The organism is Neorhizobium sp. PAMB6630, assembly GCF_058242775.1.
The window spans coordinates 854845-877359 of sequence record NZ_CM177836.1; the positions used below are offsets into that span (position 1 = coordinate 854845).

Sequence of the window (22515 nt, forward strand, 5' to 3'; positions counted from 1 at the left end):
AAACAGCATATGAACGATCATCACGGCGGAACGGTCGAAACCGGCGCACCCATGGATTACCGGGAGCACGAAAAGACCTATTCCATGTTCCTCGCCGGTGCCAAGTGGGGCACGATGATGGTGGTCGTGCTGCTTCTGGCCATGGTCGGCGGCTTTTTTGCCGGCGGCGGCCTGTTCGGCGGCCTCATTCTTTTCATCATCCTGAACGCGGCCGGTTTCTACCTGCTGCGTTGACATATGCTTTCAGCGGTGGCGTCTGAACGGCCCGTTGCGGCCGATCGATGATGCATGTCCGCACTATTCATAAAGTGGAGGGGACGGATTTGACAAAGCTTGTTTTTGTCGGCCGGGAGGCCGGGGAGGAGAGCCGCGTCGCTGCATCGCCGGAAACGGTGAAGCGGCTGATCGGGCTTGGATTTGAGATCATCGTTGAAAGCGGCGCGGGTCTGCGCTCGGGCCTTCCGGATGCGGATTTTGCCGCAGCCGGTGCGACCATCGGGTCGGTTGCCGATGCGGGCCGCGCCGATATCCTGCTGCAGGTAGCTTGTCCGCCCGAAGCGGTGGTTGCGCTGGCAAAGCCCGGCGCAGTGCTGCTGGCCACGCTCAACCCCTATGATAGCGCTGAAACGCTGAACCGGCTTGCCGATGCCGGCATCACCGCCCTTGCCATGGAGCTGATGCCGCGCATCACCCGCGCCCAGTCCATGGACGTGCTGTCGAGCCAGGCAAACCTTGCCGGCTACCGGGCGGTGATCGATGCCGCCCATGAATACGGCCGCGCCATGCCGATGATGATGACGGCAGCCGGCACTGTTCCGGCGGCAAAGGTGTTTGTGATGGGCGCCGGCGTTGCCGGTCTTCAGGCGATTGCGACGGCCCGCCGTCTCGGCGCTGTCGTCACCGCAACCGATGTGCGCCCCGCCGCCAAGGAACAGGTCGCCTCGCTTGGCGCAAAATTCATCGCCGTCGAGGACGAGGAGTTCAAGGCCGCCGAAACCGCTGCCGGTTATGCCAAGCCGATGTCGGAGGCCTATCAGGCAAAACAGGCGGCTCTTGTTGCCGAGCATATCGCCAAGCAGGATATCGTTATCACGACAGCGCTGATCCCCGGCCGCGCCGCGCCACGGCTTGTGACCCGCGCGATGCTTTCTGCCATGAAGCCCGGCTCTATTGCGGTTGATCTCGCCGTTGAGCGCGGTGGCAATATCGAGGGCTCGGTTGCCGGCACCATTGCCGATGTCGATGGGGTCAAGGTTATCGGTTACGCCAATGTGCCCGGCCGCGTTGCCGCCTCGGCTTCTGCGCTTTATGCGCGCAACCTCTATGCCTTCCTTGAGACCATGGTCGACAAGGCATCGAAGGAATTTTCGTTCAACCCGGACGAAGAACTGGTGAAGGCGACCATGCTGACGCATGACGGCGCCGTGGTTCATCCGAACTTCCGCGAGGCAGCCGATGCCGCCCGCCTTGCCGCCCCCGCTGTCGTGGCACCGACAACGGAACTGCCAAGCGCGCCAAAACCGCGCGCCCGCCGCAAGGCGGCCGAGAAGATCGAAACACCTGAAGCCCCGATGGACATTCTGGACAAGAAGGAGGAGCTGTGATGGCGAACGAAACCATGAACACGGCGCTGAACGCCCTTGATCAGGCCGTCGCTGCCGTCAGATCTGCCGCTGAACAGGCACCCGATGCGGTGAGCCTTGCCGCCCATGGCGTTTCCGGCGGTGCGATCGATCCCTTCGTCTTTCAGCTTGCGATCTTCGTGCTGTCGATCTTCGTCGGTTATTATGTCGTCTGGTCAGTCACGCCGGCACTGCACACGCCGCTGATGGCCGTCACCAATGCCATTTCCTCGGTCATCGTCGTTGGCGCTCTCCTGGCCGTCGGTGTGTCGTTGAGCGGCCTTGCCACCGGTTTTGGTTTTGTGGCGCTGGTGCTGGTCTCGGTCAACATCTTTGGTGGTTTCCTCGTCACCAGCCGGATGCTGGCCATGTACAAGAAAAAAGAGCGCTGAGGCGGGCCGATGTCACAGAATTTTGCAGCCTTCCTCTACCTCGTCTCCGGCGTCATGTTCATCATGGCGCTGCGCGGGCTTTCGCATCCGACGACAAGCCGCAAGGGCAATATCTACGGCATGGCGGGCATGGCGATTGCGATCGTCACGACGCTTCTGCTGGCCACGCCGAATTTCGGCGGCTTCGTGCTGATCGTGCTGGCCATTGCCATCGGCGGCGGCGGCGGCGCCTATATCGCCCGCACCATTCCGATGACCTCCATGCCGCAGCTGATTGCCGGCTTTCACTCGCTGGTCGGTTTTGCCGCCATCATGGTGGCCGCCGCAGCGCTGTATTCGCCAGCCGCCTTCGGCATTGGCGAAATCGGCTCTATCCACAGCCGGGCACTGGTTGAAATGGCGCTGGGAGCGGCCATCGGCGCGGTTACCTTTACCGGCTCGATCATCGCCTACCTGAAGCTTGACGGGCGCATGTCCGGCAAGCCGATCCTCTTGCCCTATCGCCATGTCATCAACGCCACGCTTCTGGTGCTGACGGTTCTGGCGATTGCAGGCCTTGCCACGAGCGAAAGCCATCTGGCCTTCTGGCTGATCGTGGCGCTGGCGCTGGTGCTGGGCGTGCTCATCATCGTGCCGATTGGCGGCGCCGATATGCCGGTCGTGGTGTCGATGCTGAATTCCTATTCCGGCTGGGCGGCTGCCGGCATCGGCTTTACGCTCGGCAATCTCGCGCTCATCATCACCGGCGCACTGGTGGGCTCCTCGGGCGCCATTCTCTCCTACATCATGTGCAAGGGCATGAACCGCTCGTTCATCTCCGTCATCCTCGGCGGTTTCGGCGGTGAAACGGCAGCCGCTGGCGCTGACGATGGCGCGCAGCGTACGGTCAAGCAGGGCTCTGCCGACGACGCGGCATTCCTGATGCAAAATGCCACCAAGGTGATCATCGTGCCCGGTTACGGCATGGCCGTTGCCCAGGCACAGCATGCGCTGCGCGAGCTTGCCGATACGCTGAAGGAACACGGCGTCGAGGTGAAATACGCCATCCATCCGGTGGCGGGCCGTATGCCTGGCCACATGAACGTGCTGCTTGCCGAAGCAAACGTGCCTTATGATGAGGTGTTCGAGCTGGAAGACATCAACGCTGAATTCGCCCAGGCCGATGTTGCCTATGTGATCGGCGCAAACGACGTCACCAACCCGGCCGCCCGCGACGACAAGACCTCGCCGATCTATGGCATGCCGATCCTCGATGTCGACAAGGCCAAGACCTGCCTCTTTGTCAAACGCTCGCTCGGCTCCGGTTATGCCGGCATCGACAACACGCTGTTCTACAAGGACGGCACGATGATGCTGCTCGGTGATGCCAAGAAGATGACCGAGGACATCGTGAAAGCAATGAAACACTGACACTGAACGAGGCCCGGAGTGATCCGGGCTTTTTCATGCCTGTCGCGCAACGACTTTAATCACAGCAACAGGCCGAGCCGCGTGAGCGTCTGGCGCGATTGACGGCACAAGGCCTCGTTCTTGCCGCCGCGGTAATAGCTGAGGGCGATGACGGCGCCGTAGAGTGCCCAGGCCTTGGCGCGGCGCCAGTCGCCATCCTCGATCGCGCAGTGCGTGCGAAAGACCTCGCGCGCGGACGGGTCTACCCAGGACCAGGCGCTGGCGTAATCGGCGGCGGGATCTCCAACCGCTGCCAGACCCCAGTCGATGACGCCGGCAAGCGCGCCGCGTCTCGCAATCAGGTTGTCGGCCTTCAGGTCCCCATGCAGCCAGACGCCGGGGCCGGCATAAGGTGCGCCGAGCCCCTCGTGCCAGATGGCTTTTGCTGCGGACACGTCGATCTCATGGCAAAGGGTGTCGATGGAGGACAGCGTGACGTCGTTGAGGTCTTGGAGCGGCACGCCGCGGCGGCTGTTGCGCGGCCCGGCTCTTGGTGCGTCGAGCGTGCTTTTTGCCTGCAGTGACAGGAGAAACCGGGCAAGCGCCTGCGCCGCATCGGCCCAGTTTGTGATGGCATCGTTGGACGCGATATCGCCGTCCATCCAGTCGAAAATGCCGAATTCGCAAAGGGTGCCAAGATCGGCATGGCCGCGGAAGCGAAGATGCGGGACATCGAGGGACAGGCCCTGAAAATGCGGCAGCCAGTCAAGCTCCTTTGCCATCAGGGCGATGGCGGATGGCCGACGTGGCAACCGCAGGACCTGCGCGTCGCCAAGGCGAAAGAGCCAGTTGTCCGTGCCCGTCGATGCAAGCGGAGACAGGGCAAGGCCAGCCCATTCGGGCGCCTGCGCCGCGATGAGGCGGAAAACCGCCTCCTCATCCACAATGAGTTCGTCGACATGCATCATACGGCCGATCTATCAGGCGCGAATGAACCCTCGGTGACAGGCGGATTGCTGTCGGCCCTCAGCCGTCAGCGCCACCTGCGCGGGTGCGGGCAACACCGTCCTGCGCGGGCTTGTACTTGGGGTCGAGGCGAGCGGCGTGGTTGTAGGACTTGAAGGCGCGGGCCATGTCGCCCTTGCGTTCATAGACCAGCGCCTGATTGACCCAGGATTCCGCCAGCTTGTTGTTGAGATCGATGGCGTGGTTGAAATCGGCAAAGGCATTTTCATCGTCGTTCAGCGCCAGATAAGACACGCCACGGCCGTTATAGGGCTCGGGCGAGGAGGGCGACAGCGAGATGGCCTTGGAAAAGTCCTCGATGGCCTGCGCATGCTGGTTGCGCAACTGGTAGATCAGGCCGCGATTGTGGAAGGCGCGTCCATCGGTCGTGTCGAGCTGGATGGCGCGGTTGAAATCGTTGAACGCTTCGTTGGTGCGTCCGGCCTGGCGATAGATATTGCCACGACCGATCAGCGCTACGTCGTAATTCGGATTGATCTGAATGGCCGCGTTGTAATCGTTTACCGCCTCGTTCGGCTTGCCCATGTTGCGATAGACGAGCGCACGGTTCGCATAAGCCTGATAATAGCGCGGGTTGATCTGCAGGGCGCGGTTGAAATCGTCGAGCGCATTGCGAAAATCGCCGGCGCGACCATAGGCCGTGCCGCGCACGTTATAACCTTCCGGATCCTGCGGATTGGACTGGATGACGGAGGAGAGCGAGGCGATGTTCTGCTCGGAGCCCTGCGCACGATCCAGACGGATAAGGTCTGTGCTTGTGTTGGTCTGGCAGCCGGCAAGGGCCAAGCCTGCCAGAAGAAGAGCTGCTCCGGGCAGGCCACCGCGCGAAATGCGCTTTCTGCGAGTCGGTTCAAAGGACGGGCAGGCAGCATGCGAATTTGCGGCGGTCTTGGCAGCCATCAGGCGCAGATCCTCGTGTCATTCAAGGGAATGGGGCGGTGCGGATAAACCGAAAAAGCGGTGGCGAAAAGATTCGCCCCCGCCCTTAAATCACGGAAAAACGTCGAAAAAACGGCCGATTAACGGGCGACGGGACGCGGTGCGGCAATCAGGCCTTCGCGCTGCATGCGCTTGCGGGCCAGCTTGCGAACGCGGCGAACGGCTTCGGCCTTTTCGCGAGCGCGCTTCTGCGAGGGCTTCTCGTAGTAGTCGCGCATCTTCATTTCACGGAAAATGCCTTCGCGCTGCATCTTCTTCTTGAGAGCGCGGAGAGCCTGATCGACATTATTGTCGCGGACAAGTACCTGCACGTGAATCCCGTTCCTTTGGTTTTGTAAAATCGACCGCCCCGAAACTGCCCAGTCCGGAACAAAACAAATGTGTCGCGCGGCAAAGGCCGTGCAATTCGGGAAGGCACATAACAGAAGGTTTTTTCAAAGTCTAGCGGCCTTCAGCCACGCCAAACGAAATTCTCACGAAATCCCCGCATCCCTTATGCCATAGGGCCTGCACGCCGTTTCAACGCGCCTCGAAACGGGATTTGCGGTTTGCAATCCGGGCCTCCGGCACCATGTTGAGCCCCTGGTCTCGGTTGAGTCTCCCCTTCACGCTTTAAGGAGTTTTCCATGCACAGTTTATCCTATTCCCGTTTCGGCAAGCCCGCCGATGTGCTTGAGCTTTCGGACCAGCCGCAGCCCCAGCCGAGTGCCGGTGAGGTGCGGCTGAAGATGCATCTGTCGCCGATCCACAACCATGATCTGCTGACGATCAGCGGCCAGTATGGCTACAAGCCGGACCTGCCGGCGCTTTCCGGCAGCGAAGGCATGGGTGTGGTGGATGCGCTGGGCGAGGGCGTCGAGGGTATTTCCATCGGACAGCGCGTGGCCGCAAGCGGTCTCAAGGGCGCATGGAGCAATTTTGCCATTGCGCGTGCCGTCTCTGTCGTGCCGTTGCCGGATGCAATTTCCGATGAGGTTGGCGCGCAGCTGATCGCGATGCCGCTGAGCGCGCTGACGCTTCTGGACTTCACGGGCATCAAGCAAGGCGAGTGGCTGATCCAGAATGCTGCAAACGGCGCCGTGGCCAAGGTCGTCTCGCAGCTTGCCCGCACTCGTGGCATCCACGTGGTCAATCTCGTTCGCCGTGCCGAAGCCGTTGCGGAACTGAAAGAGCTTGGCATCGACAATGTCGTGGCAACCTCCGAGGACGGCTGGAAGGATCGCGTGGCCGAGATGACCGGTGGCGCACCGATTGCGGTCGGCGTCGACGGCGTGGGCGGCACGGCGTCGGGCGATCTTCTGTCGCTTCTGGGCGAGGGCGGGCAGCTGATTTCGTTCGGCCTGATGTCCGGCCAGCCGATGCAGATTTCGTCCGGTGACCTCATCTTTAAGCAGGCGGTGGTGAAAGGCTTTTGGCTCGCCAAGCTGATGACGGTGATGGAGCCGGAACGCATGCGCCGGCTGCTGTCTGAACTGGTGACGCGGGCGGCAAGCGGCGAGATGCGGCTGCAGGTGGATGGCATTTATACGATGAAGGACGCTGCTGCCGCGATGACCGCCGCCACCGCGCCCGGCCGCAAGGGCAAGGTTCTGCTCAGCCTTCAGGATTGATGGGGGCGGCACGCACAAGCGTGTCGTTATTTCCGCCCGTGTCGAAACAAGAGACAAAATGCGTCGCAAAGCAGCCATTGCGACGCCGGTTGATTTGCGATCAGTATGGCTCTACCCAAGGCTTGGGGTGGCGAAGGAGCTATAGGCGAACATGCGCAAATATTCGGTCTTTGCTGTGGCCCGCGAGGCCATGCGCAGCCACAAGGGATGGGAACCGCAATGGGTCTCCCCGGAGCCGCGGGCGAGCTATGATGTCATCATCATCGGCGGCGGTGGCCATGGCCTGGGCGCTGCCTATTACCTCGCCAAGGAACACGGCATCACCAATGTCGCGGTCATCGAAAAAGGCTGGCTCGGTGGCGGCAATACCGGCCGCAACACCACCATCATCCGCTCCAACTATCTCTATGAAGAGAGCATGGATATGTACGAGCACTCCCTCAAACTGTGGGAGGGCTTGAGCCAGGAGCTGAACTACAACGTCATGTATTCGCCGCGCGGCGTGATGATGTTGTCGCACAACACCCATGACCAGCAGAGCTTCAAGCGCCACATCAATGCCAACCGCCTCTACGGCATCGACAATGAATGGCTGACGCCGGAACAGGCAAAGGCCTTCTGTCCGCCGCTCGATATTTCAAAGACCGCGCGCTACCCGATCAATGGTGCAGCGCTGCAGAAGCGCGGCGGCACGGCTCGTCACGATGCGGTCGCCTGGGGTTATGCCCGCGCCGCCTCCGACATGGGCGTCCACATCATCCAGAACTGCGAAGTCACCGGCATCCGCCGTGGCCCGAATGGCGAAGTGACGGGCGTTGAAACCGCACGTGGCTTTATCGGCGCAAAAAAGATCGGCGTGTCAGCCTCCGGCCATTCCTCCATGCTGATGCAGATGGCCGATGTGCGCGTGCCGCTGACGAGCAATCCCCTGCAGGCGCTGGTTTCCGAACCGCTGAAGCCCATCTTCCCCTGCGTGGTCATGTCGAACACCGTGCATGCCTATATCTCGCAGTCCGACAAGGGCGAACTGGTGATCGGTGCCGGCACCGACCAGTATCATTCCTACAGCCAGACCGGCGGATTGCAGATCATCACCCACACGCTGGATGCGATCTGCGAACTGTTCCCCATCTTCCGGCGCGTCAAGATGATGCGCCAGTGGGGCGGCATCACCGACAACACGCCGGATCGTTCGGCCATCCAGAGCGTGACGCCGGTCAAGAACCTGTTCGTCAACTGCGGCTGGGGCACCGGCGGCTTCAAGGCAACACCCGGCTCGGCCAATCTGTTTGCGCATCTCATCGCCCGCGGCGAACCGCATCGTCTGGCATCCGGCCTGACGCTCGACCGCTTCCGCACCGGCCGGCTTATCGACGAGGCGGCGGCTGCCGCCGTCGCGCATTGAGGGGAGGGACACCATGTTTCTGATCAAATGCCCCTATTGCGGCGAGAATCGCTCCGAACTGGAATTCCGCTGGGCCGGTGAGGCGCATATTGCGCGGCCTGAAAACATCGCGGCGATTTCCGATGAGGAATTTGCCGAGTATTTCTTCCTGCGCGACAACACCAAGGGTGTGGCTTACGAGCGCTGGCGCCATATTCATGGCTGCGGCCGCTTCTTTAACGCCATCCGCGATACCGTGAGCGATAATTTCCTCCTGACCTACAAGGCCGGCCTGCCGCGCCAGCCGGTGCCGGGCAGCGCCCCGGTTTCTCCTGATGCCCCTGAAGGCGGTGCCGCATGACGAAAAAATCCTTCCGCATCAAGGGTGCCGGTCGCCTGACGCCGGCACGTACCGCCCGCTTCACCTTCGATGGCAAGACCTATACCGCCTATGAGGGCGATACGGTGGCGTCCGCACTTCTTGCCAACGGCGTCCACCTGATGGGCCGCTCGTTCAAGTATCACCGCGCCCGTGGTGTGCTGTCGGCCGGTGCCGAGGAGCCGAACGCGCTGATCGACGTGGCGCGCGATGCTGCCCGCCGCCAGCCGAATGTGCGCGCAAGCGTGCAGGAAGTGTTCGACGGCGCCATTATCCAGTCGCAGAACCGCTGGCCGACGCTTTCTTTCGATACGGGCGCGATCAACAATCTTCTGTCGCCCTTCTTTGCCGCCGGTTTCTACTACAAGACCTTCATGTGGCCGAAGGAGGCCTGGGCCAAGCTTTATGAGCCAATCATCCGCCGTGCGGCAGGCCTTGGCGTTGCGCCGAAGGAAGAAGATCCTGATCATTACGCCAACCGGTTTGCCCATTGCGACGTGCTGGTGGCCGGTGCCGGTGTCGCCGGTCTGACGGCAGCCCTTTCTGCGGCCGAAACCGGCGCCGAGGTGATCCTCGTCGACGAGCGGGCTGATGTCGGCGGCGCGCTGCTGTTTGATACCTCCACGATGATTGACGGCAAGCCTGGTTACGACTGGGCGCAGGACGTGCTGGCCCGGCTGAAAGCCATGGCGAACGTCACGGTGCTGACCCGCACCACGGCCTTCGGTTATTACACCCACAATTTTATCGGCCTTGCCGAGCGCGTTACCGACCATCTGCCGCGCCCCGGCAAAAACCTGCCGCGCGAGCGGCTGTGGCAGGTGCGGGCGAAAAAGGTGATCATGGCAACCGGTGCCATCGAACGCCACATGGTGTTTGCCAACAACGACCGTCCGGGCATCATGCTCGCCTCTGCCGCGCGCACCTATCTCAACCATTATGGTGTGGCTGTCGGTGAAAAGATCGGCGTCTACACCGCCCATGACAGCGCCTATGAGGCGGCCATCGACCTCAAACACGCTGGCGTCGAGATTGCCGTCATCGTGGATTGCCGCGCCAATCCCGGTGAAGCCGTGGTGTCTGCGGCCCGTGCGCTCGGCATCGAGGTGCTGACGGGCCATTGCGTGCTGGATACCAGCGGGCGCCTGCGCGTCTCCTCCATGACCGTCTCGCCCAATGGCAGTGATGCCAAGCGCCGCATCGCCATTGATGTGCTGTTGATGTCCGGCGGCTGGACACCTTCCGTGCATCTCTTCTCGCAATCGCGCGGCAAGCTGAAGTTCGACAAGGCCAATGACCGCTTCCTGCCCGATATTCATGTGCAGGAGGGCGTTTCCATCGGCGCCTGCAACGGCACCGACGACCTCTCGGCCCTGCTTGCCGAGGCGGCGGCTGCCGGCGGCGGCACACTGTCCGTCTCCGGCAGTTCTGCCTATGGCTGGACGGGCGGCATGATCGGTGCCGCCGAGGGAGCCGGCAAGGACACGGTGGTCAAAGCCTTCGTCGATTTCCAACACGACGTGACGGCGAAGGACATTCGTCTTGCGGTGCGCGAAGGCATGCATTCCATTGAGCATATCAAGCGCTTCACCACGAATGGCATGGCGTCCGATCAGGGCAAGCTGTCCAATATGCATGGTCTGGCGATTGCCGCCGAAGTCTTAGGCAAGGAGATCCCGCAGGTCGGCCTCACCACCTTCCGTGCGCCCTATACGCCCGTGAGCTACGGCACGCTGATTGCGCATTCGCGCGGAGATCTGTTTGATCCCGCCCGCAAGACGCCGCTGCATGGCGAACTGGTGAAGGAAGGCGCCGAGTTCGAGGATGTCGGCAACTGGAAACGCGCCTGGTATTTTCCCCGCCGCGGCGAGGATATGCATCAGGCCGTCAACCGTGAATGCCGCACGGCACGCGAGACGGCCGGCATTTTTGATGCCTCGACGCTTGGCAAGATCGAGGTCGTTGGCCCCGATGCGGCCAAGTTCCTCAATCTTCTCTACACCAATGCCTGGGATACGCTGAAGCCCGGAAAATGCCGTTATGGCATCATGACCCGCGAGGACGGCTTTATCTATGACGACGGTGTCGTCGGGCGCCTTGCGGAAGACCGTTTCCATGTGACGACGACAACGGGCGGCGCGCCGCGTGTGCTGGCCCATATGGAAGATTATCTCCAGACGGAATTCCCGGATCTCAAGGTCTGGCTGACATCGACCACCGAACAGTGGGCAGTGATTGCCGTTCAGGGCCCGAAAGCGCGAGACATCATCGCGCCGCTGGTCGAGGGGCTGGACCTGTCGACCGAGGCCTTCCCGCACATGAGCGTGGCCGAATGCACGGTTATGGGCGTGCCTGCACGCCTCTTCCGCGTGTCGTTCACCGGCGAGGTCGGTTTTGAAATCAACGTGCCCGCCGATTACGGCGCGTCCGTCTGGAAGGCCATCTGGGACCGTGGGCAAGCGCTCGGCGCCTGCCTTTACGGTACCGAGACCATGCACGTGCTGCGCGCCGAAAAGGGCTATCTCATCGTCGGCCAGGATACGGACGGCACGGTCACGCCTGATGATGCCGGTTATGGCTGGGCGGTATCGAAGAAGAAGCCGGATTTCGTTGGCATCCGCGGCCTGAAGCGCCCGGATCTCATCCGCGACAACCGCAAGCAGCTGGTTGGCCTCCTGACGAAGGACCCGGCCGAAGTGCTGGAAGAGGGGGGCCAGATCGTTGCCGATCCGAACCAGCCAAAACCGATGACCATGCTCGGCCATGTGACTTCGGCCTATTGGTCGGAAAATCTCGGCCGCTCCATCGCCATTGCACTGGTGGCCGGCGGTCGCGCGAAGGTGGGCGAGACGCTCTACGTGCCGATGAAGGACAAGACGATTGCCGTCGAAGTCACCGACATGGTGTTCTTCGACAAGGACGGAGGCCGCATCCATGGTTGAGTTTGCATCCCGCACCCCGCCGCTTGCCGGCTTCCACGGCGGCTCCTCCGTCGCAAGCCTGACGCCCGCCGCCGCCGCACAGCGGGTGTCGCTGCGCGCCCGGCCGGACGATGTGGCAGCCCTTTCGGCAGCCCTTGGCCTCCCGCTTCCCACCAGCGCGAAAACCTCAGCGTCCGCCGGCCAGCGCACGGCGCTTTGGCTCGGCCCCGACGAATGGCTGGTGATTGATGAGGGTGAGGGCGGGCTGATGGCGGCGCTTGAAACATCGGGCGCGCTTCATTCGGCAACCGATGTCTCCCACCGCAATACGGCAGTTCTCATCTCCGGCCCCGGTGCTTCAAAGACGCTGAACGGCGGCTGCCCGCTCGACCTGTCGCTGAAGGCCTTTCCCGTCGGCGCCTGTGCGCGCACGCTGTTTGGCAAGATCGAGGTGGTGGTGCTGCGCACCGGCGAAACAGAGTTCCGCATGGAGTTCTGGCGGTCCTTCTCCGATTACGCCTTCGGGCTGCTTGCCGAAGCCGCGGAAGATGCGGCGATTTGATTTTTCGTCTACGTTTACAAGACATAAAGGCGCCGCCCGAAATATCCGGGCGGCGCCTTTTTGTTTGGATCAGAAATCCGACCATTCCTTGGTGGCTGCACCGCCTGATGTGGCCATGCGGCGTGCCGGCCGGTCAGACGATGCCTGGTTTGTGCCGGCCGCCATGGAGCGGGAGACATCGCGCAAGGCGCGGGCATCACCTGCGCCATTGTCCAGCTGGAACTGTTCCACAAGGTCGCGCAGTTTTGCCGCTTCCAGGGCAAGCGACGAGGATGCCGCTGTCGATTGCTCCACCATCGCCGCGTTCTGCTGGGTGGTCTGGTCCATGGAATTGACCGCCGAGTTGACCTCCATCAGACCGGTGGACTGCTCCCGCGATGAGGTCGCGATGGAATCCATGTGGCCGTTGATCTCCACGATAAAGCCGCTGATCGTCTTCAGCGCACCGCCGGCATTGCGCACCAAGCGCACGCCATTCTCAACCTCGTTGGAGGAGTTCTGGATGAGCCCCTTGATCTCGCGCGCCGCGTTTGCCGCACGCTGAGCCAATTCGCGCACCTCCTGCGCCACCACGGCAAACCCCTTGCCGGCTTCCCCGGCGCGGGCGGCCTCGACGCCTGCGTTGAGCGCGAGCAGGTTGGTCTGGAAAGAGATTTCGTCGATGACGCCGATGATGTTGGAGATCTGCTGTGACGATTCCTCGATCTTCGTCATGGCAAGTTCCGCTTGAGAAACCACCTCGGCAGATTTCGTGGCGGCACTGGTTGCCTGCAGGGCGACGCCACGCGCCTCTTGCGTGCGTTTGCTGGAATTGGTCACGTTGACGGTGATCTCGTCCAGCGCTGCGGCGGTTTCTTCAAGTGCTGCGGCCTGCTGTTCGGTCCGCCGTGACAGGTCGTTGGCGCCCTGGCTCAGTTCTCGCGAACCGCTGTCGATGGCCGCTGTCGTGACGGCAACAGAGTTCATCGCATCGCGTAGCTGCTCCACGGCGGCGTTGAAGTCGCTGCGCAGCCCCTCGAAATCGCTGGCGAAGGGGTCGCGGAAACTGAAGGTCAGGTCACCGGCAGCAATTTGCTTCAGGCCGTTCGCAAGGCTTGTGGTGGCGTGCTGCATCTCATCGGAGCGCTTGCGGTCAAGGGTTGACGTGCGGTTGCGTTCTTCTTCACTGATCTGGCGGTTGTGATTGGCCTCTTCTTCCAGCCTTCTGGCCTTCAGGCCGTTTTCCTTGAAGATCTGCACGGCCTCGGCCATGCTGCCGATCTCGTCCGGGCGGCCGGTTCCGGGCACGTCGACTTGCAGTTCTCCGTTTGCCAGGCGTTTCATGGCGCTGGTCATGGCGGAAATCGGCTGCGAGATGGAACGGGATACCAGCCACATGGCGGCAATGCCTGCGAGAAGCACGGCAAGACCGACGGCTGTCTGCGTCCAGGCGGCGGTCGTGTTGCGGCCTGCAAGAGCCGTGTCGAGTGCGGTCGCCTGGGCAAGCGCCACATCCGCCGGCACCTGAATGAGAACGGACCATGGCGTTGTTGTTCGGCCAAGCTTGATCGGCGCCAGCGCCTTGAAGGTCTTTGTGTCTCCTGCTGCATCCGGCTTTCCGGCCTGAATGGTCGGCAATAGGTCTTTCAGCGACGGATCGAGCTTTTCAACGGCGGCACCAACAAGATCCGGCCGCTCGCTGGAGGCGACCACGAGGCCCTTGTAGCTGATGATGCTGACCGAGGCTTTTCCATCAAACAGGCCGGCCTTTACCTCGCCTGCCAGGCGCTGGACGAAGGACAGGTCGAAGTCTGCGCCGGCAACGCCGACAAATTTGCCGTTGACGGTGACCGGAACGGACATGGTGGCGAGAAAGACGTTCTTGCCCTGCACGATATAGGGCAGCGGATCGAGAATGCTTTCGCCCTTGCCGCTCTTCGGGCCAAGATACCAGCCGCCCTTCATCACGCCGTTTGGATGAAGGTCAGCGCTGTCATATTCCACCAGCGGCTGGATGGCGATCTTGCCATCGGCGCCGCGGGTCCAGTAGGGCAGGAAACGGCCGGTCGCATCGGACCCGACCTTGGCATTGTTGCGGTATGTGTCATCCTGCCCGTCCAGCGCATTCGGCTCCCAGGCGCTATAGGTGCCGTTGAACTGCGGATTGTCCTTGAGAAGGTTCAGGAGGACCGCGTTGAACTGCGCGCGCCGCTCGGCGTTCGGAATGGCTGTATTGCCGGCCATCGCCTCAAAGCTGCGGGCGGTGTTGCGCGCCGCATCGAAGGCCTCGTTCAGCGTTCCCTGGATCGTTCCGGCCTGCGTGGAAGCGATCGTGCTCAAGCTCTTGATCGTCATTTCCTGTGTCAGCTTCGAAAGATTTTCGCTGACATAGCGCTGGTTGCTGGAGGCCGCCAGAATGCCGTAACCCAATAACCCGCCCACCGCCGAGAGGACGCAGAAGCCGGAAAGAACGGCGATTTTCATTTTCAGTGATCGGAATTGCATATATCTCGTCCCCAAGCATTTGTCCTGGGGGAGGATGCGCATTATGTGTTTTAGCGATAGTTAATTGATGAAAGGCAGGTAAATATTGGATTTTTGGTATAATTCCGATATGCTCCAGTGGCTTACGGGAAAAATGACGTTTCTTTTTATAGGCTGTATTAGACCTTAGTATAAGAAATAATTTTCATCGGCGTGTATGTTTACCATTCCTACGGGCATGAACTGCCGCCAGCCTTCTGGCGGAGCGCCGTTATCGGCGACAATGTGCATCCCGGCAGATGTCCCTGGCCGGTGCGCACCATCTCACGAATCGGGACGGTCCTTCGGATCAAACTGGATAATGGTGGTCCAGGAGGCAGAAAGTGCCGGCTTCTTTTCCTCTTCGATCTCCACCGTCACGTCATAGGTGACCATCAGCATGTGGGCGCCGCGAAAGCGGGCCTCGGTCAGCGTGAAGTGACCGCGCACCCGCCGTCCGGCGCGCACCGGCGAGCCGAAGCGGATCTTGTCAAACCCGTAATTGAGCCCCATCGTCTGTTCACGGATCGTGGGCACGGCGGAATAGTTCATGGCCGACAACAACGAGAGCGTCAGGAAACCGTGCGCGATCGTGCCGCCAAACGGGCTTTCGGCCGCCGCCCGCTCCGGGTCGGTATGAATGAACTGGTGGTCATGCGTGGCATCGGCAAAAGTATCGATCATCGTCTGGTCCACGGTGATCCAGTCGGAAATACCGATTTCCTGTCCGACCAGATCTTTCACATCGCTCAGCGAAATCTCGCGCGGCATGGCATTTCCTGTCGTTGATGAACCTGCGGGAAAGTCTTACAGCAAATCGAAGGCTTCGATAGGGTGCAGTGCACACATCAGCATCTGCTTGCCCAGACCACGCTGCGGGGCGGCAGTTCGGGCTGAGAGAATCTGTCGCCCGTGACAAGATCCTGCCACTCGCCGTCGGGAAGGCTGACCTTGAGGGGCGTCCGCCCACGGTTAAACAGCACGGCCAGATGCGTTTCGCCGCCGGCCTGCCGGTCGTGCGTCTTCAGGACCATCGTCAACTGCGCACAGTCCGGCGTTTCCCAATCGGCAATGGTCATGGGCTGGCCGAGTGCGTTCAGCCAGGCAATATCGCCGGTATCCCCCTTGAAGAAACCGGTTTCAGAAAACACGGAAAATCGCCGGCGCATCGCTGAAAACTGCGCCGTATGTGTCACCAGCGTGTCATCGAGCAAGGACCAATTCAGCCAGGTGAGGGCATTGTCCTGCGCATAGGCATTGTTGTTGCCCCGTTGCGAACGCCCGCCTTCATCTCCTGCCGTCAGCATCAGGGTGCCGCGTGTGGCAAAGAGCGTGGCCAGCAGGGCTTTTATATCGTCCCGCCGCGCGTCCTGTACGCCACGATCATCGCTTTCACCTTCCACGCCGTTGTTCCAGGAGTGGTTTTCGTTGTGGCCGTCGCGGTTGTCCTCGCCGTTCGCCTCATTGTGCTTGTGGTCGTGGGAGACGAGATCCATCAGCGTGAACCCGTCATGGGCGGCGAGGAAGTTGACGCTGCGCGTTGCCGTCTGTCCATGGGCTGAAAACAGCTGCGAGGAGCCGGCAAGGGCAGAGGCGAGTGTTCCGGTCTTGCCCGGATCGCCGCGCCAGAAACACCTGATATCGTCGCGCGCCCGGTCGTTCCATTCGAGGAAGGGGGCGGGGAACTGACCGAGCTGGTACCCTCCGGGGCCGATGTCCCAGGGTTCGGCAATCATTACCCGGTCAGTCAGCACCTCGTCGTGAAGAATGGCGGCCAAGGTTTCGCTGTCGCGGGAAAAGCCCTGCATGCTGCGCCCGAGAATGGTCGCGAGATCGAAACGGAAGCCATCTATGCCGGCATGGATCACGAAATGGCGCAGCGTATCCACAATCAGCTGGCGCACCACCGGATGATCGCAGGCAACCGTGTTGCCGGTGCCGGTATCGTTGACGAGAACACCGGGATCATCCGGCATATGATGGTAATAGGTGAGGTTGTCGAGCCCGCGCAGCGACAGCGTCGCGCCGAACCGGTCGCTTTCGCCGGTATGGTTGAAGACAAGATCAAGGATCACGCCGATGCCGTTGTCGTGCAGGGTTTTGACGGTTGCCGCAAGCTCGGCCATACCGCCCGGCACAAGGCGCGGGTCGAGCGCCATGAAGGCGACGGGATTATAGCCCCAACCGTTGGTGAGACCGAGTGCCGGCAGGTGCCGTTCATCAATCCAGGCGGTGATCGGCATCAGTTCCACCGCATCGACGCCGAGGCGTTTCAGATGCGCGATGATGGCGGGGTGGGCAAGGGCTGCCACCGTGCCACGCTGGTTTTCCGGCACATCCGGATGCAGCATGGTGAAGGGCCGCACGGCAACTTCATAAATGAGGCCGCCCGTCTGAAAGCGTGGCTTTTCGCGTTGAACAGGGGCGTGCTGCCGCACCACGGCCTTCGGCACCAGCGGTGCCGTATCGATGCCGAATTGCGAAAGGCGGGGATCGTGCCGGTACGGACGATCCAGCTCCGTCGCATAAGGATCGGTCAGCAGCTTGGAGGGATCAAACCACAGGCCGCGGTCGGGATCGTAGACCCCGTCGGCGCGAAAACCGTAGCACGTGCCCGGCTCGATACCCGCCACATGAAGGCTGAACAGGCCTTCACCGTCAGGCAAAAGCGGCAGGCGGGTCGTTTCCCGCTCGCCGTCGAACAGGCAGAGGTCGATTTTTTGGGCATGGGCGGAGAAGACGGTAAACCGGATGCCGTCATCCTGAAGAACGGCGCCGAGCGGGCGATGGGTCATGAACACTCCGGCTTTGTTTTCAAGCGGTGCCTTAAAAAAAAACGCCGCCCGGCAGGGAAATGTGGCGCGTGCGCCCTAACTTTTCGAACCATAACCTGTGGCGCTTAACGAGGAGGAAAAGCCATGCCTTTCACCATTCGCCTGCACCGTGTTTTCAAAGCCCCGGTCGAACGTGTCTTTCGTGCCTTTACCGATGCGGATGCCATGGTGAAATGGAACCCGCCGCATGGTTTCACCGCCCATATGCATGAGTGTAATCCGGTGGTGGGCGGCAAATTCCGCATGTCCTTCACCAACTTTTCGAGCCGGCAAAGCCATTCCTTCGGCGGAACCTATCTGGAAATCATCACTGATCGCAAGATCAGCTATTCCGACCAGTTCGACGACCCGGCGCTGCCCGGCGAGATGATCACCACCGTCGAATTTAAATCGGTCACCGTCGGCACGGAAATCCACATCATGCAGGCGGGGATCCCGGATATGATCCCGGAATCCGCCTGTTATCTCGGCTGGCAGGAATCGCTTCGGCAGCTGGCATTTCTGGTGGAGCCGGAGATTTCCGAAGCCTGAGCGCTTCCCTTCGCTTCAGGCAAAGGGAAGCACGCAAGTTACGGATCAGGTGATGACCGTCGGCGCGTCGCGGCCGGTGCGGGTCTTGATCTCGGCGATCTCGTCGGCAACTGCGATGAGGTCGGCAAGCGCTGCCTGCGTCTCGATGCCGTGACGCGCTGCGTCCGGCTCATAACGTTCCACGTAGAGGCGAAGCGTCGCACCTGACGTGCCGGTACCCGACAGGCGGAAGACGATGCGGCTGCCGCCGGCAAACAGGATGCGGATGCCCTGGTTCTTCGACACCGAGCCATCGACCGGATCGAGATAAGCAAAGTCGTCGGCGCTTTCGACGGTGAGTGCGCCGAACGTCGTGCCGGGCAGGCTTGCCAGCTTGTCGCGCAGGTTGGCAACAAGGCCGTTTGCGGCGTCGGTATCCACTTCTTCATAGTCATGGCGCGAATAGTAGTTGCGGCCGTATTCCGCCCAATGGCTTTCCACGATTTGGCTGACGCTCTCCTTGCGGGCGGCAACGATGTTCAGCCAGAACAGCACGGCCCAGAGGCCGTCCTTTTCGCGCACATGGCTTGATCCGGTGCCGAAGCTTTCCTCGCCGCAGACGGTCACCTTGCCGGCATCCATCAGGTTGCCAAAATATTTCCAGCCGGTCGGCGTCTCATACATGCCGATGCCGAGCTTTTCGGCCACGCGGTCGGCGGCAGCACTTGTGGGCATCGAGCGGGCGATGCCGGCAATGCCGGCCTTGTAGCCGGGGGCGCAGGTGGCGTTGGCGGCAATCACCGCAAGGCTGTCGGAAGGCGTCACGAACATGCCCTTGCCAACCACCATGTTGCGGTCGCCGTCGCCATCGGAAGCGGCGCCGAAATCGGGGCCTTCGGCGCTCATCACGTCGTCATAAAGTTCCTTGGCGTGAACGAGGTTCGGGTCCGGGTGGTGGTGGCCGAAATCGGGCAGCGGAATTTCGTTGCGCACCGAGCCCTTGGCAGCGCCGAGACGCTTTTCAAGGATTTCGACGGCATAGGGGCCGGTGACGGCGCTCATGGAATCGATGACCACGCGGAAGCCAGAGCCGATGAGGTCGCGGATGGCTGCAAAATCAAACAGCGTTTCCATGAGATCGGCATAATCGGTCACGGGATCGATGACCTCGACCACCATGCCGGCGAGATCGAAGCTGCCGACCGTATCGAGGTCGATATCGGCGACATCAACGGTCTTGTAGCTGTCGATCACCTTGGTGCGGGCAAAGATCGCATCGGTGATCTTTTCCGGGGCTGGTCCGCCATTGCCGATATTGTACTTGATGCCGAAATCTTCGGTCGGGCCGCCGGGATTGTGGCTGGCAGACAAAACGATGCCGCCGAAGGCGCCGTATTTGCGGATGACGTGGGAGGCCGCCGGCGTCGAAAGGATGCCGCCCTGGCCGACCATGACCTTGCCGAAGCCGGCAGCGGCCGCCATTTTCAGCGCCTTCTGGATGACTTCGCGGTTGTAATACCGGCCGTCGCCGCCGATCACCAGCGTCTTGCCCTCAAAACCTTCCAAGCTGTCGAAAATCGACTGGATGAAGTTTTCGGCATAGTTTTCCTGGGCGAAAACCGGAACCTTCTTGCGAAGGCCAGACGTGCCGGGCTTCTGGTCCTGATAGGGCGTGGTGGAAACGGTCTTGATCATCAATGCAAACCTTTCGGTAGAAGACTGGAATACAGTTTGGCGTAAAGGGCAGCGCTCTTGTCCCAGGAGACATCGCTGGCCATGCCTTGTGTCTGGAGGGAGGCCCAGGTGCCGGGCTCCCGGTAAAGCCGGATGCTGCGGCGGATGGCGCGCTTCAACCCGTCGAGCGTGACGGGGCCGAAGGAGACGCCGGTGGCGCTGCCACTGGCAAGCGCTGCGGGATTGGCGTCGATGACGGTATCGTTCAAGCCGCCGGTCCGTGACACCACAGGTACGCAGCCATAACGCAGGCCGTAAAGCTGGGTCAGGCCACAGGGCTCGAAGCGTGAGGGAATGAGAATGGCGTCGGAACCGGCCTGCATCAGGTGCGACAGCGGTTCGTTATAACCAACGGTGATGGCAACTCGGCCCGGATGGCGCGCGGCGGCGTCGCGAAGGGCAGCGACCAGCGTCTCGTCGCCGGAGCCGAGCACGGCAAGTTTGCCGCCGAGCGCCACCAGATCATCGACGGCGTCCGCCACCAGATCCATGCCCTTTTGCCAGGTGAGACGCGAGATGACGCAAAACAGCGGCGCGTCATCCTGATCAAGGCCGAATTGCGCCTCCATCGCCCGCTTGTTGGCACGCCTTGCCGAGATGTCGGCGGCCGAATAATCGCGGTCGATCAGAGGATCGACGGCGGGGTTCCACACATCCGTGTCGATGCCGTTGACGATGCCGTGCAGGTCGAGCGTGCGCCGGTTGAGCAGACCCTCCAGCCCCATGCCGAATTCGGGCGTCAGGATCTCCTCGGCATAGGAGGGGCTGACGGTGCTGATGGCCCAGGCGGTCTGGAGGCCGGCCTTCAGATAACCGACCATGCCGTAATATTCGACGCCTTCCATGGCAAGCGCATGCGCCGGCAACCCAAGCTCGGGGAAGATAGCGGCGGAAAAATTGCCCTGGAACGCGATGTTGTGAATGGTCATCACGCTGGGGATAGCCGGCTTCTCGCCGTACAGCATGTAGGCGGGCAAAAGCCCGGTCTGCCAGTCATGGACATGCACCAGATCCGGCTGCCAGCCGGCAAGCGCGCCGCCGGCAATCTCGGCGCCAGCCTTGGAAAGGGCCGCAAAGCGGCGCCAGTTGTCGGGATAATCTTTGCCATCGGTGCCGAGATAGGGCCCGCCCGGCCGATCGAAAAGGGCAGGCGCCTCAAGAACCAGCAGGTCGAGCCCGCCAACACTGGCTTCCAGCACATCGGCAGGCGATCCCAGAAGGTCCTCGAACCGCAGAATGGATTGCGCGGCGCCAATCGCTGCCATCACGGCCGGATAACCCGGCACCAGCGTTTTCGTCTCCACCCCTTGCGCCTTCAGCGCAAGCGGCAGGGCGCCCGCCACGTCGGCGAGCCCCCCGGTTTTGACCAGCGGAAAAATTTCGGAAGCAACCGAAAGAACCTTCATCGTGTCTCCGTGATCCGCCCTAGAGGTCCAGCTTGTCGATCATCGCCTGCGTGATCAGGCAGATGCCATTTTCGCTGCGGCGGAAGCGCTTTGCATCAATGTCCGCATCTTCACCGACCACCAATCCTTCGGGAATGGTTACACCGGCATCGATGACGACATTGCGAAGCTGGGCATGACGGCCGATGCGCACGTTCGGCAGGATGACCGCTCCCTCCAGGCGCGAATAGGAATTGGCCCGGACCCCGGTAAACAGCAGGGAGTTGTAAAGCGAGCAGCCGGAAATGATGCAATCGCCTGAGACAACCGAGGAGACGGCCGAGCCGCGACGGTTTTCGTCGTCGTGGACGAATTTGGCTGGCGGGGTGATTTCCGCATAGGTCCAGATCGGCCAGGACTTGTCGTAGATATCAAGCTCGGGAACGATACCGGTCAGGTCGATATTGGCCTGCCAGTAGGCGTCGATCGTGCCCACATCGCGCCAGTAGGCCTGCTTTTCGAAATCCGAACGCACGCAGGATTCGTTGAAGCGGTGGGCGACAGCCTTGCCGTTCGCCACAATCCACGGAATGATGTCCTTGCCGAAATCGCGGCTGGAATTGGGGTCGGCCGCATCGCGGCGCAGGCATTCCATCAGGAATTTCGTGTGGAAGACGTAGATGCCCATGGAGGCGAGCGCAAAATCCGGCTTGTCGGGCATGCCCGGCGGATCGGCGGGTTTTTCCACGAAGGCGATGATCCGGTCCTTGTCATCCACATGCATGACGCCGAAGCCGGTTGCTTCCATGCGCGGCACTTCCAGGCAGCCGATGGTCACGTCGGCGCCGGAATCCACGTGCTGCTGCAGCATCAGCTCGTAGTCCATCTTGTAGATGTGGTCACCGGCGAGGATCACCATGTATTCCGGGTTATAGGGTTCGATGATGTCGATGTTCTGGAACACCGCATCGGCCGTGCCTTCATACCACTGCGTTTCGGACACGCGCTGCGAGGCCGGCAGGATGTCAAAGCTCTCATTCCGTTCCGGGCGAAAAAAGTCCCAGCCGCGCTGCAGGTGGCGGATCAGCGAATGGGCCTTGTACTGGGTGGCAACGCCAATGCGGCGGATACCGGAATTCAGGGCGTTGGAGAGGGCAAAATCGATGATGCGGGCCTTGCCGCCAAAATAGACGGCAGGCTTGGCGCGCCGGTCTGTCAGTTCCTTCAGGCGGCTCCCCCGGCCGCCGGCCAACACATAGGCCATGGCATCGCGTGCCAGCGGCTGTACTCGTTTTGTTGTCATTGATATCCCTCCCTATAGTTTTT

19 protein-coding genes are annotated in these 22515 nt (G+C 61.5%); 10 read left to right on the plus strand and 9 right to left on the minus strand.

All coding sequences use genetic code 11. From position 1 onward, the window contains the following. Window positions 1-9: 9 nt before the first annotated feature. From AC4CWF_RS04015 to AC4CWF_RS04030, 4 genes are all read left to right on the plus strand, one after another. Complete coding sequence (locus AC4CWF_RS04015; RefSeq protein WP_491283855.1) at window positions 10-234, plus strand: aa3-type cytochrome c oxidase subunit IV; 225 nt, start codon at window positions 10-12, stop codon at window positions 232-234. Window positions 235-323: 89 nt separating this feature from the next. After that, complete coding sequence (locus tag AC4CWF_RS04020; protein ID WP_491283856.1) at window positions 324-1604, plus strand: Re/Si-specific NAD(P)(+) transhydrogenase subunit alpha; 1281 nt, start codon at window positions 324-326, stop codon at window positions 1602-1604. Further along, window positions 1604-2014 carry an NAD(P) transhydrogenase subunit alpha part 2 gene (locus AC4CWF_RS04025; RefSeq protein WP_491283857.1) on the plus strand — a complete coding sequence of 137 codons (411 nt, stop codon included), beginning with the start codon at window positions 1604-1606 and terminating at the stop codon, window positions 2012-2014. The genes AC4CWF_RS04020 and AC4CWF_RS04025 overlap by 1 nt, the downstream gene beginning before the upstream one ends. 9 nt (window positions 2015-2023) lie before the next feature. Beyond that, complete coding sequence (locus AC4CWF_RS04030; RefSeq protein WP_491283859.1) at window positions 2024-3424, plus strand: NAD(P)(+) transhydrogenase (Re/Si-specific) subunit beta; 1401 nt, start codon at window positions 2024-2026, stop codon at window positions 3422-3424. Between the two features lie 59 nt (window positions 3425-3483). On the opposite strand, the gene AC4CWF_RS04035 is transcribed toward AC4CWF_RS04030, so the two are convergent. The 3 genes from AC4CWF_RS04035 to rpsU form a co-directional block, all read right to left on the minus strand. Further along, entirely contained in the window at window positions 3484-4371 is an 888-nt protein-coding gene (locus AC4CWF_RS04035) for a phosphotransferase (protein ID WP_491283860.1), read from the minus strand. A gap of 58 nt (window positions 4372-4429) precedes the next feature. Then, window positions 4430-5329 carry a tetratricopeptide repeat protein gene (locus AC4CWF_RS04040; RefSeq protein ID WP_491283861.1) on the minus strand — a complete coding sequence of 300 codons (900 nt, stop codon included), beginning with the start codon at window positions 5327-5329 and terminating at the stop codon, window positions 4430-4432. A gap of 119 nt (window positions 5330-5448) precedes the next feature. Then, window positions 5449-5679 (minus strand): 30S ribosomal protein S21, encoded by a 231-nt coding sequence (rpsU, locus tag AC4CWF_RS04045; protein ID WP_491283862.1) that lies wholly within the window; start codon window positions 5677-5679, stop codon window positions 5449-5451. 315 nt (window positions 5680-5994) lie between these two features. Between rpsU and AC4CWF_RS04050 the strand changes: the two genes are divergently transcribed. The 5 genes from AC4CWF_RS04050 to AC4CWF_RS04070 all read left to right on the plus strand — a co-directional run bounded on the left by AC4CWF_RS04050 (window position 5995) and on the right by AC4CWF_RS04070 (window position 12224). Beyond that, entirely contained in the window at window positions 5995-6978 is a 984-nt protein-coding gene (locus AC4CWF_RS04050; RefSeq protein WP_491283863.1) for a zinc-binding dehydrogenase, read from the plus strand. Window positions 6979-7129: 151 nt separating this feature from the next. After that, entirely contained in the window at window positions 7130-8383 is a 1254-nt protein-coding gene (locus AC4CWF_RS04055; protein ID WP_491283864.1) for a sarcosine oxidase subunit beta family protein, read from the plus strand. A 13-nt stretch (window positions 8384-8396) separates the two neighbouring features. Further along, window positions 8397-8723, plus strand: coding sequence for a sarcosine oxidase subunit delta (locus tag AC4CWF_RS04060; RefSeq protein ID WP_377296679.1), 327 nt, complete (start codon window positions 8397-8399; stop codon window positions 8721-8723). Then, entirely contained in the window at window positions 8720-11683 is a 2964-nt protein-coding gene (locus AC4CWF_RS04065; protein ID WP_491283865.1) for a sarcosine oxidase subunit alpha, read from the plus strand. Before AC4CWF_RS04060 ends, AC4CWF_RS04065 begins: the two co-directional genes overlap by 4 nt. After that, window positions 11676-12224 (plus strand): sarcosine oxidase subunit gamma, encoded by a 549-nt coding sequence (locus tag AC4CWF_RS04070; protein ID WP_491283866.1) that lies wholly within the window; start codon window positions 11676-11678, stop codon window positions 12222-12224. Before AC4CWF_RS04065 ends, AC4CWF_RS04070 begins: the two co-directional genes overlap by 8 nt. Window positions 12225-12293: 69 nt before the next feature. Here AC4CWF_RS04070 and AC4CWF_RS04075 read toward each other — a convergent pair whose 3' ends face one another. From AC4CWF_RS04075 to glgX, 3 genes are all read right to left on the minus strand, one after another. Beyond that, window positions 12294-14687 (minus strand): methyl-accepting chemotaxis protein, encoded by a 2394-nt coding sequence (locus AC4CWF_RS04075; RefSeq protein ID WP_491283867.1) that lies wholly within the window; start codon window positions 14685-14687, stop codon window positions 12294-12296. A gap of 324 nt (window positions 14688-15011) precedes the next feature. Next, window positions 15012-15497 carry a MaoC family dehydratase gene (locus AC4CWF_RS04080; RefSeq protein ID WP_491283868.1) on the minus strand — a complete coding sequence of 162 codons (486 nt, stop codon included), beginning with the start codon at window positions 15495-15497 and terminating at the stop codon, window positions 15012-15014. A gap of 77 nt (window positions 15498-15574) precedes the next feature. Continuing rightward, window positions 15575-17521: a glycogen debranching protein GlgX gene (glgX, locus tag AC4CWF_RS04085; RefSeq protein ID WP_491283869.1), complete on the minus strand. Its 1947-nt coding sequence runs from the start codon at window positions 17519-17521 to the stop codon at window positions 15575-15577. Between the two features lie 123 nt (window positions 17522-17644). On the opposite strand from glgX, the gene AC4CWF_RS04090 reads away from it, so the two are divergent. Continuing rightward, on the plus strand, window positions 17645-18091 hold the full coding sequence (locus tag AC4CWF_RS04090) for an SRPBCC family protein (RefSeq protein ID WP_491283870.1): 447 nt from the start codon (window positions 17645-17647) through the stop codon (window positions 18089-18091). Window positions 18092-18136: 45 nt separating this feature from the next. Here the strand turns inward: AC4CWF_RS04090 and AC4CWF_RS04095 are convergent, their stop codons facing one another. Genes AC4CWF_RS04095 through glgC form a run of 3 tightly spaced genes read right to left on the minus strand, consistent with a single transcriptional unit; the run spans window position 18137 to window position 22492 of the window. Next, complete coding sequence (locus AC4CWF_RS04095) at window positions 18137-19765, minus strand: alpha-D-glucose phosphate-specific phosphoglucomutase (RefSeq protein ID WP_491283871.1); 1629 nt, start codon at window positions 19763-19765, stop codon at window positions 18137-18139. Continuing rightward, window positions 19765-21210, minus strand: coding sequence for a glycogen synthase GlgA (glgA, locus tag AC4CWF_RS04100; protein WP_491283872.1), 1446 nt, complete (start codon window positions 21208-21210; stop codon window positions 19765-19767). The genes AC4CWF_RS04095 and glgA overlap by 1 nt, the downstream gene beginning before the upstream one ends. Before the next feature lie 19 nt (window positions 21211-21229). After that, the gene (gene glgC, locus AC4CWF_RS04105; protein WP_491283873.1) at window positions 21230-22492 is read right to left on the minus strand and encodes a glucose-1-phosphate adenylyltransferase; all 1263 of its coding nucleotides are present in this window, start codon (window positions 22490-22492) and stop codon (window positions 21230-21232) included. Window positions 22493-22515 lie beyond the last annotated feature (23 nt).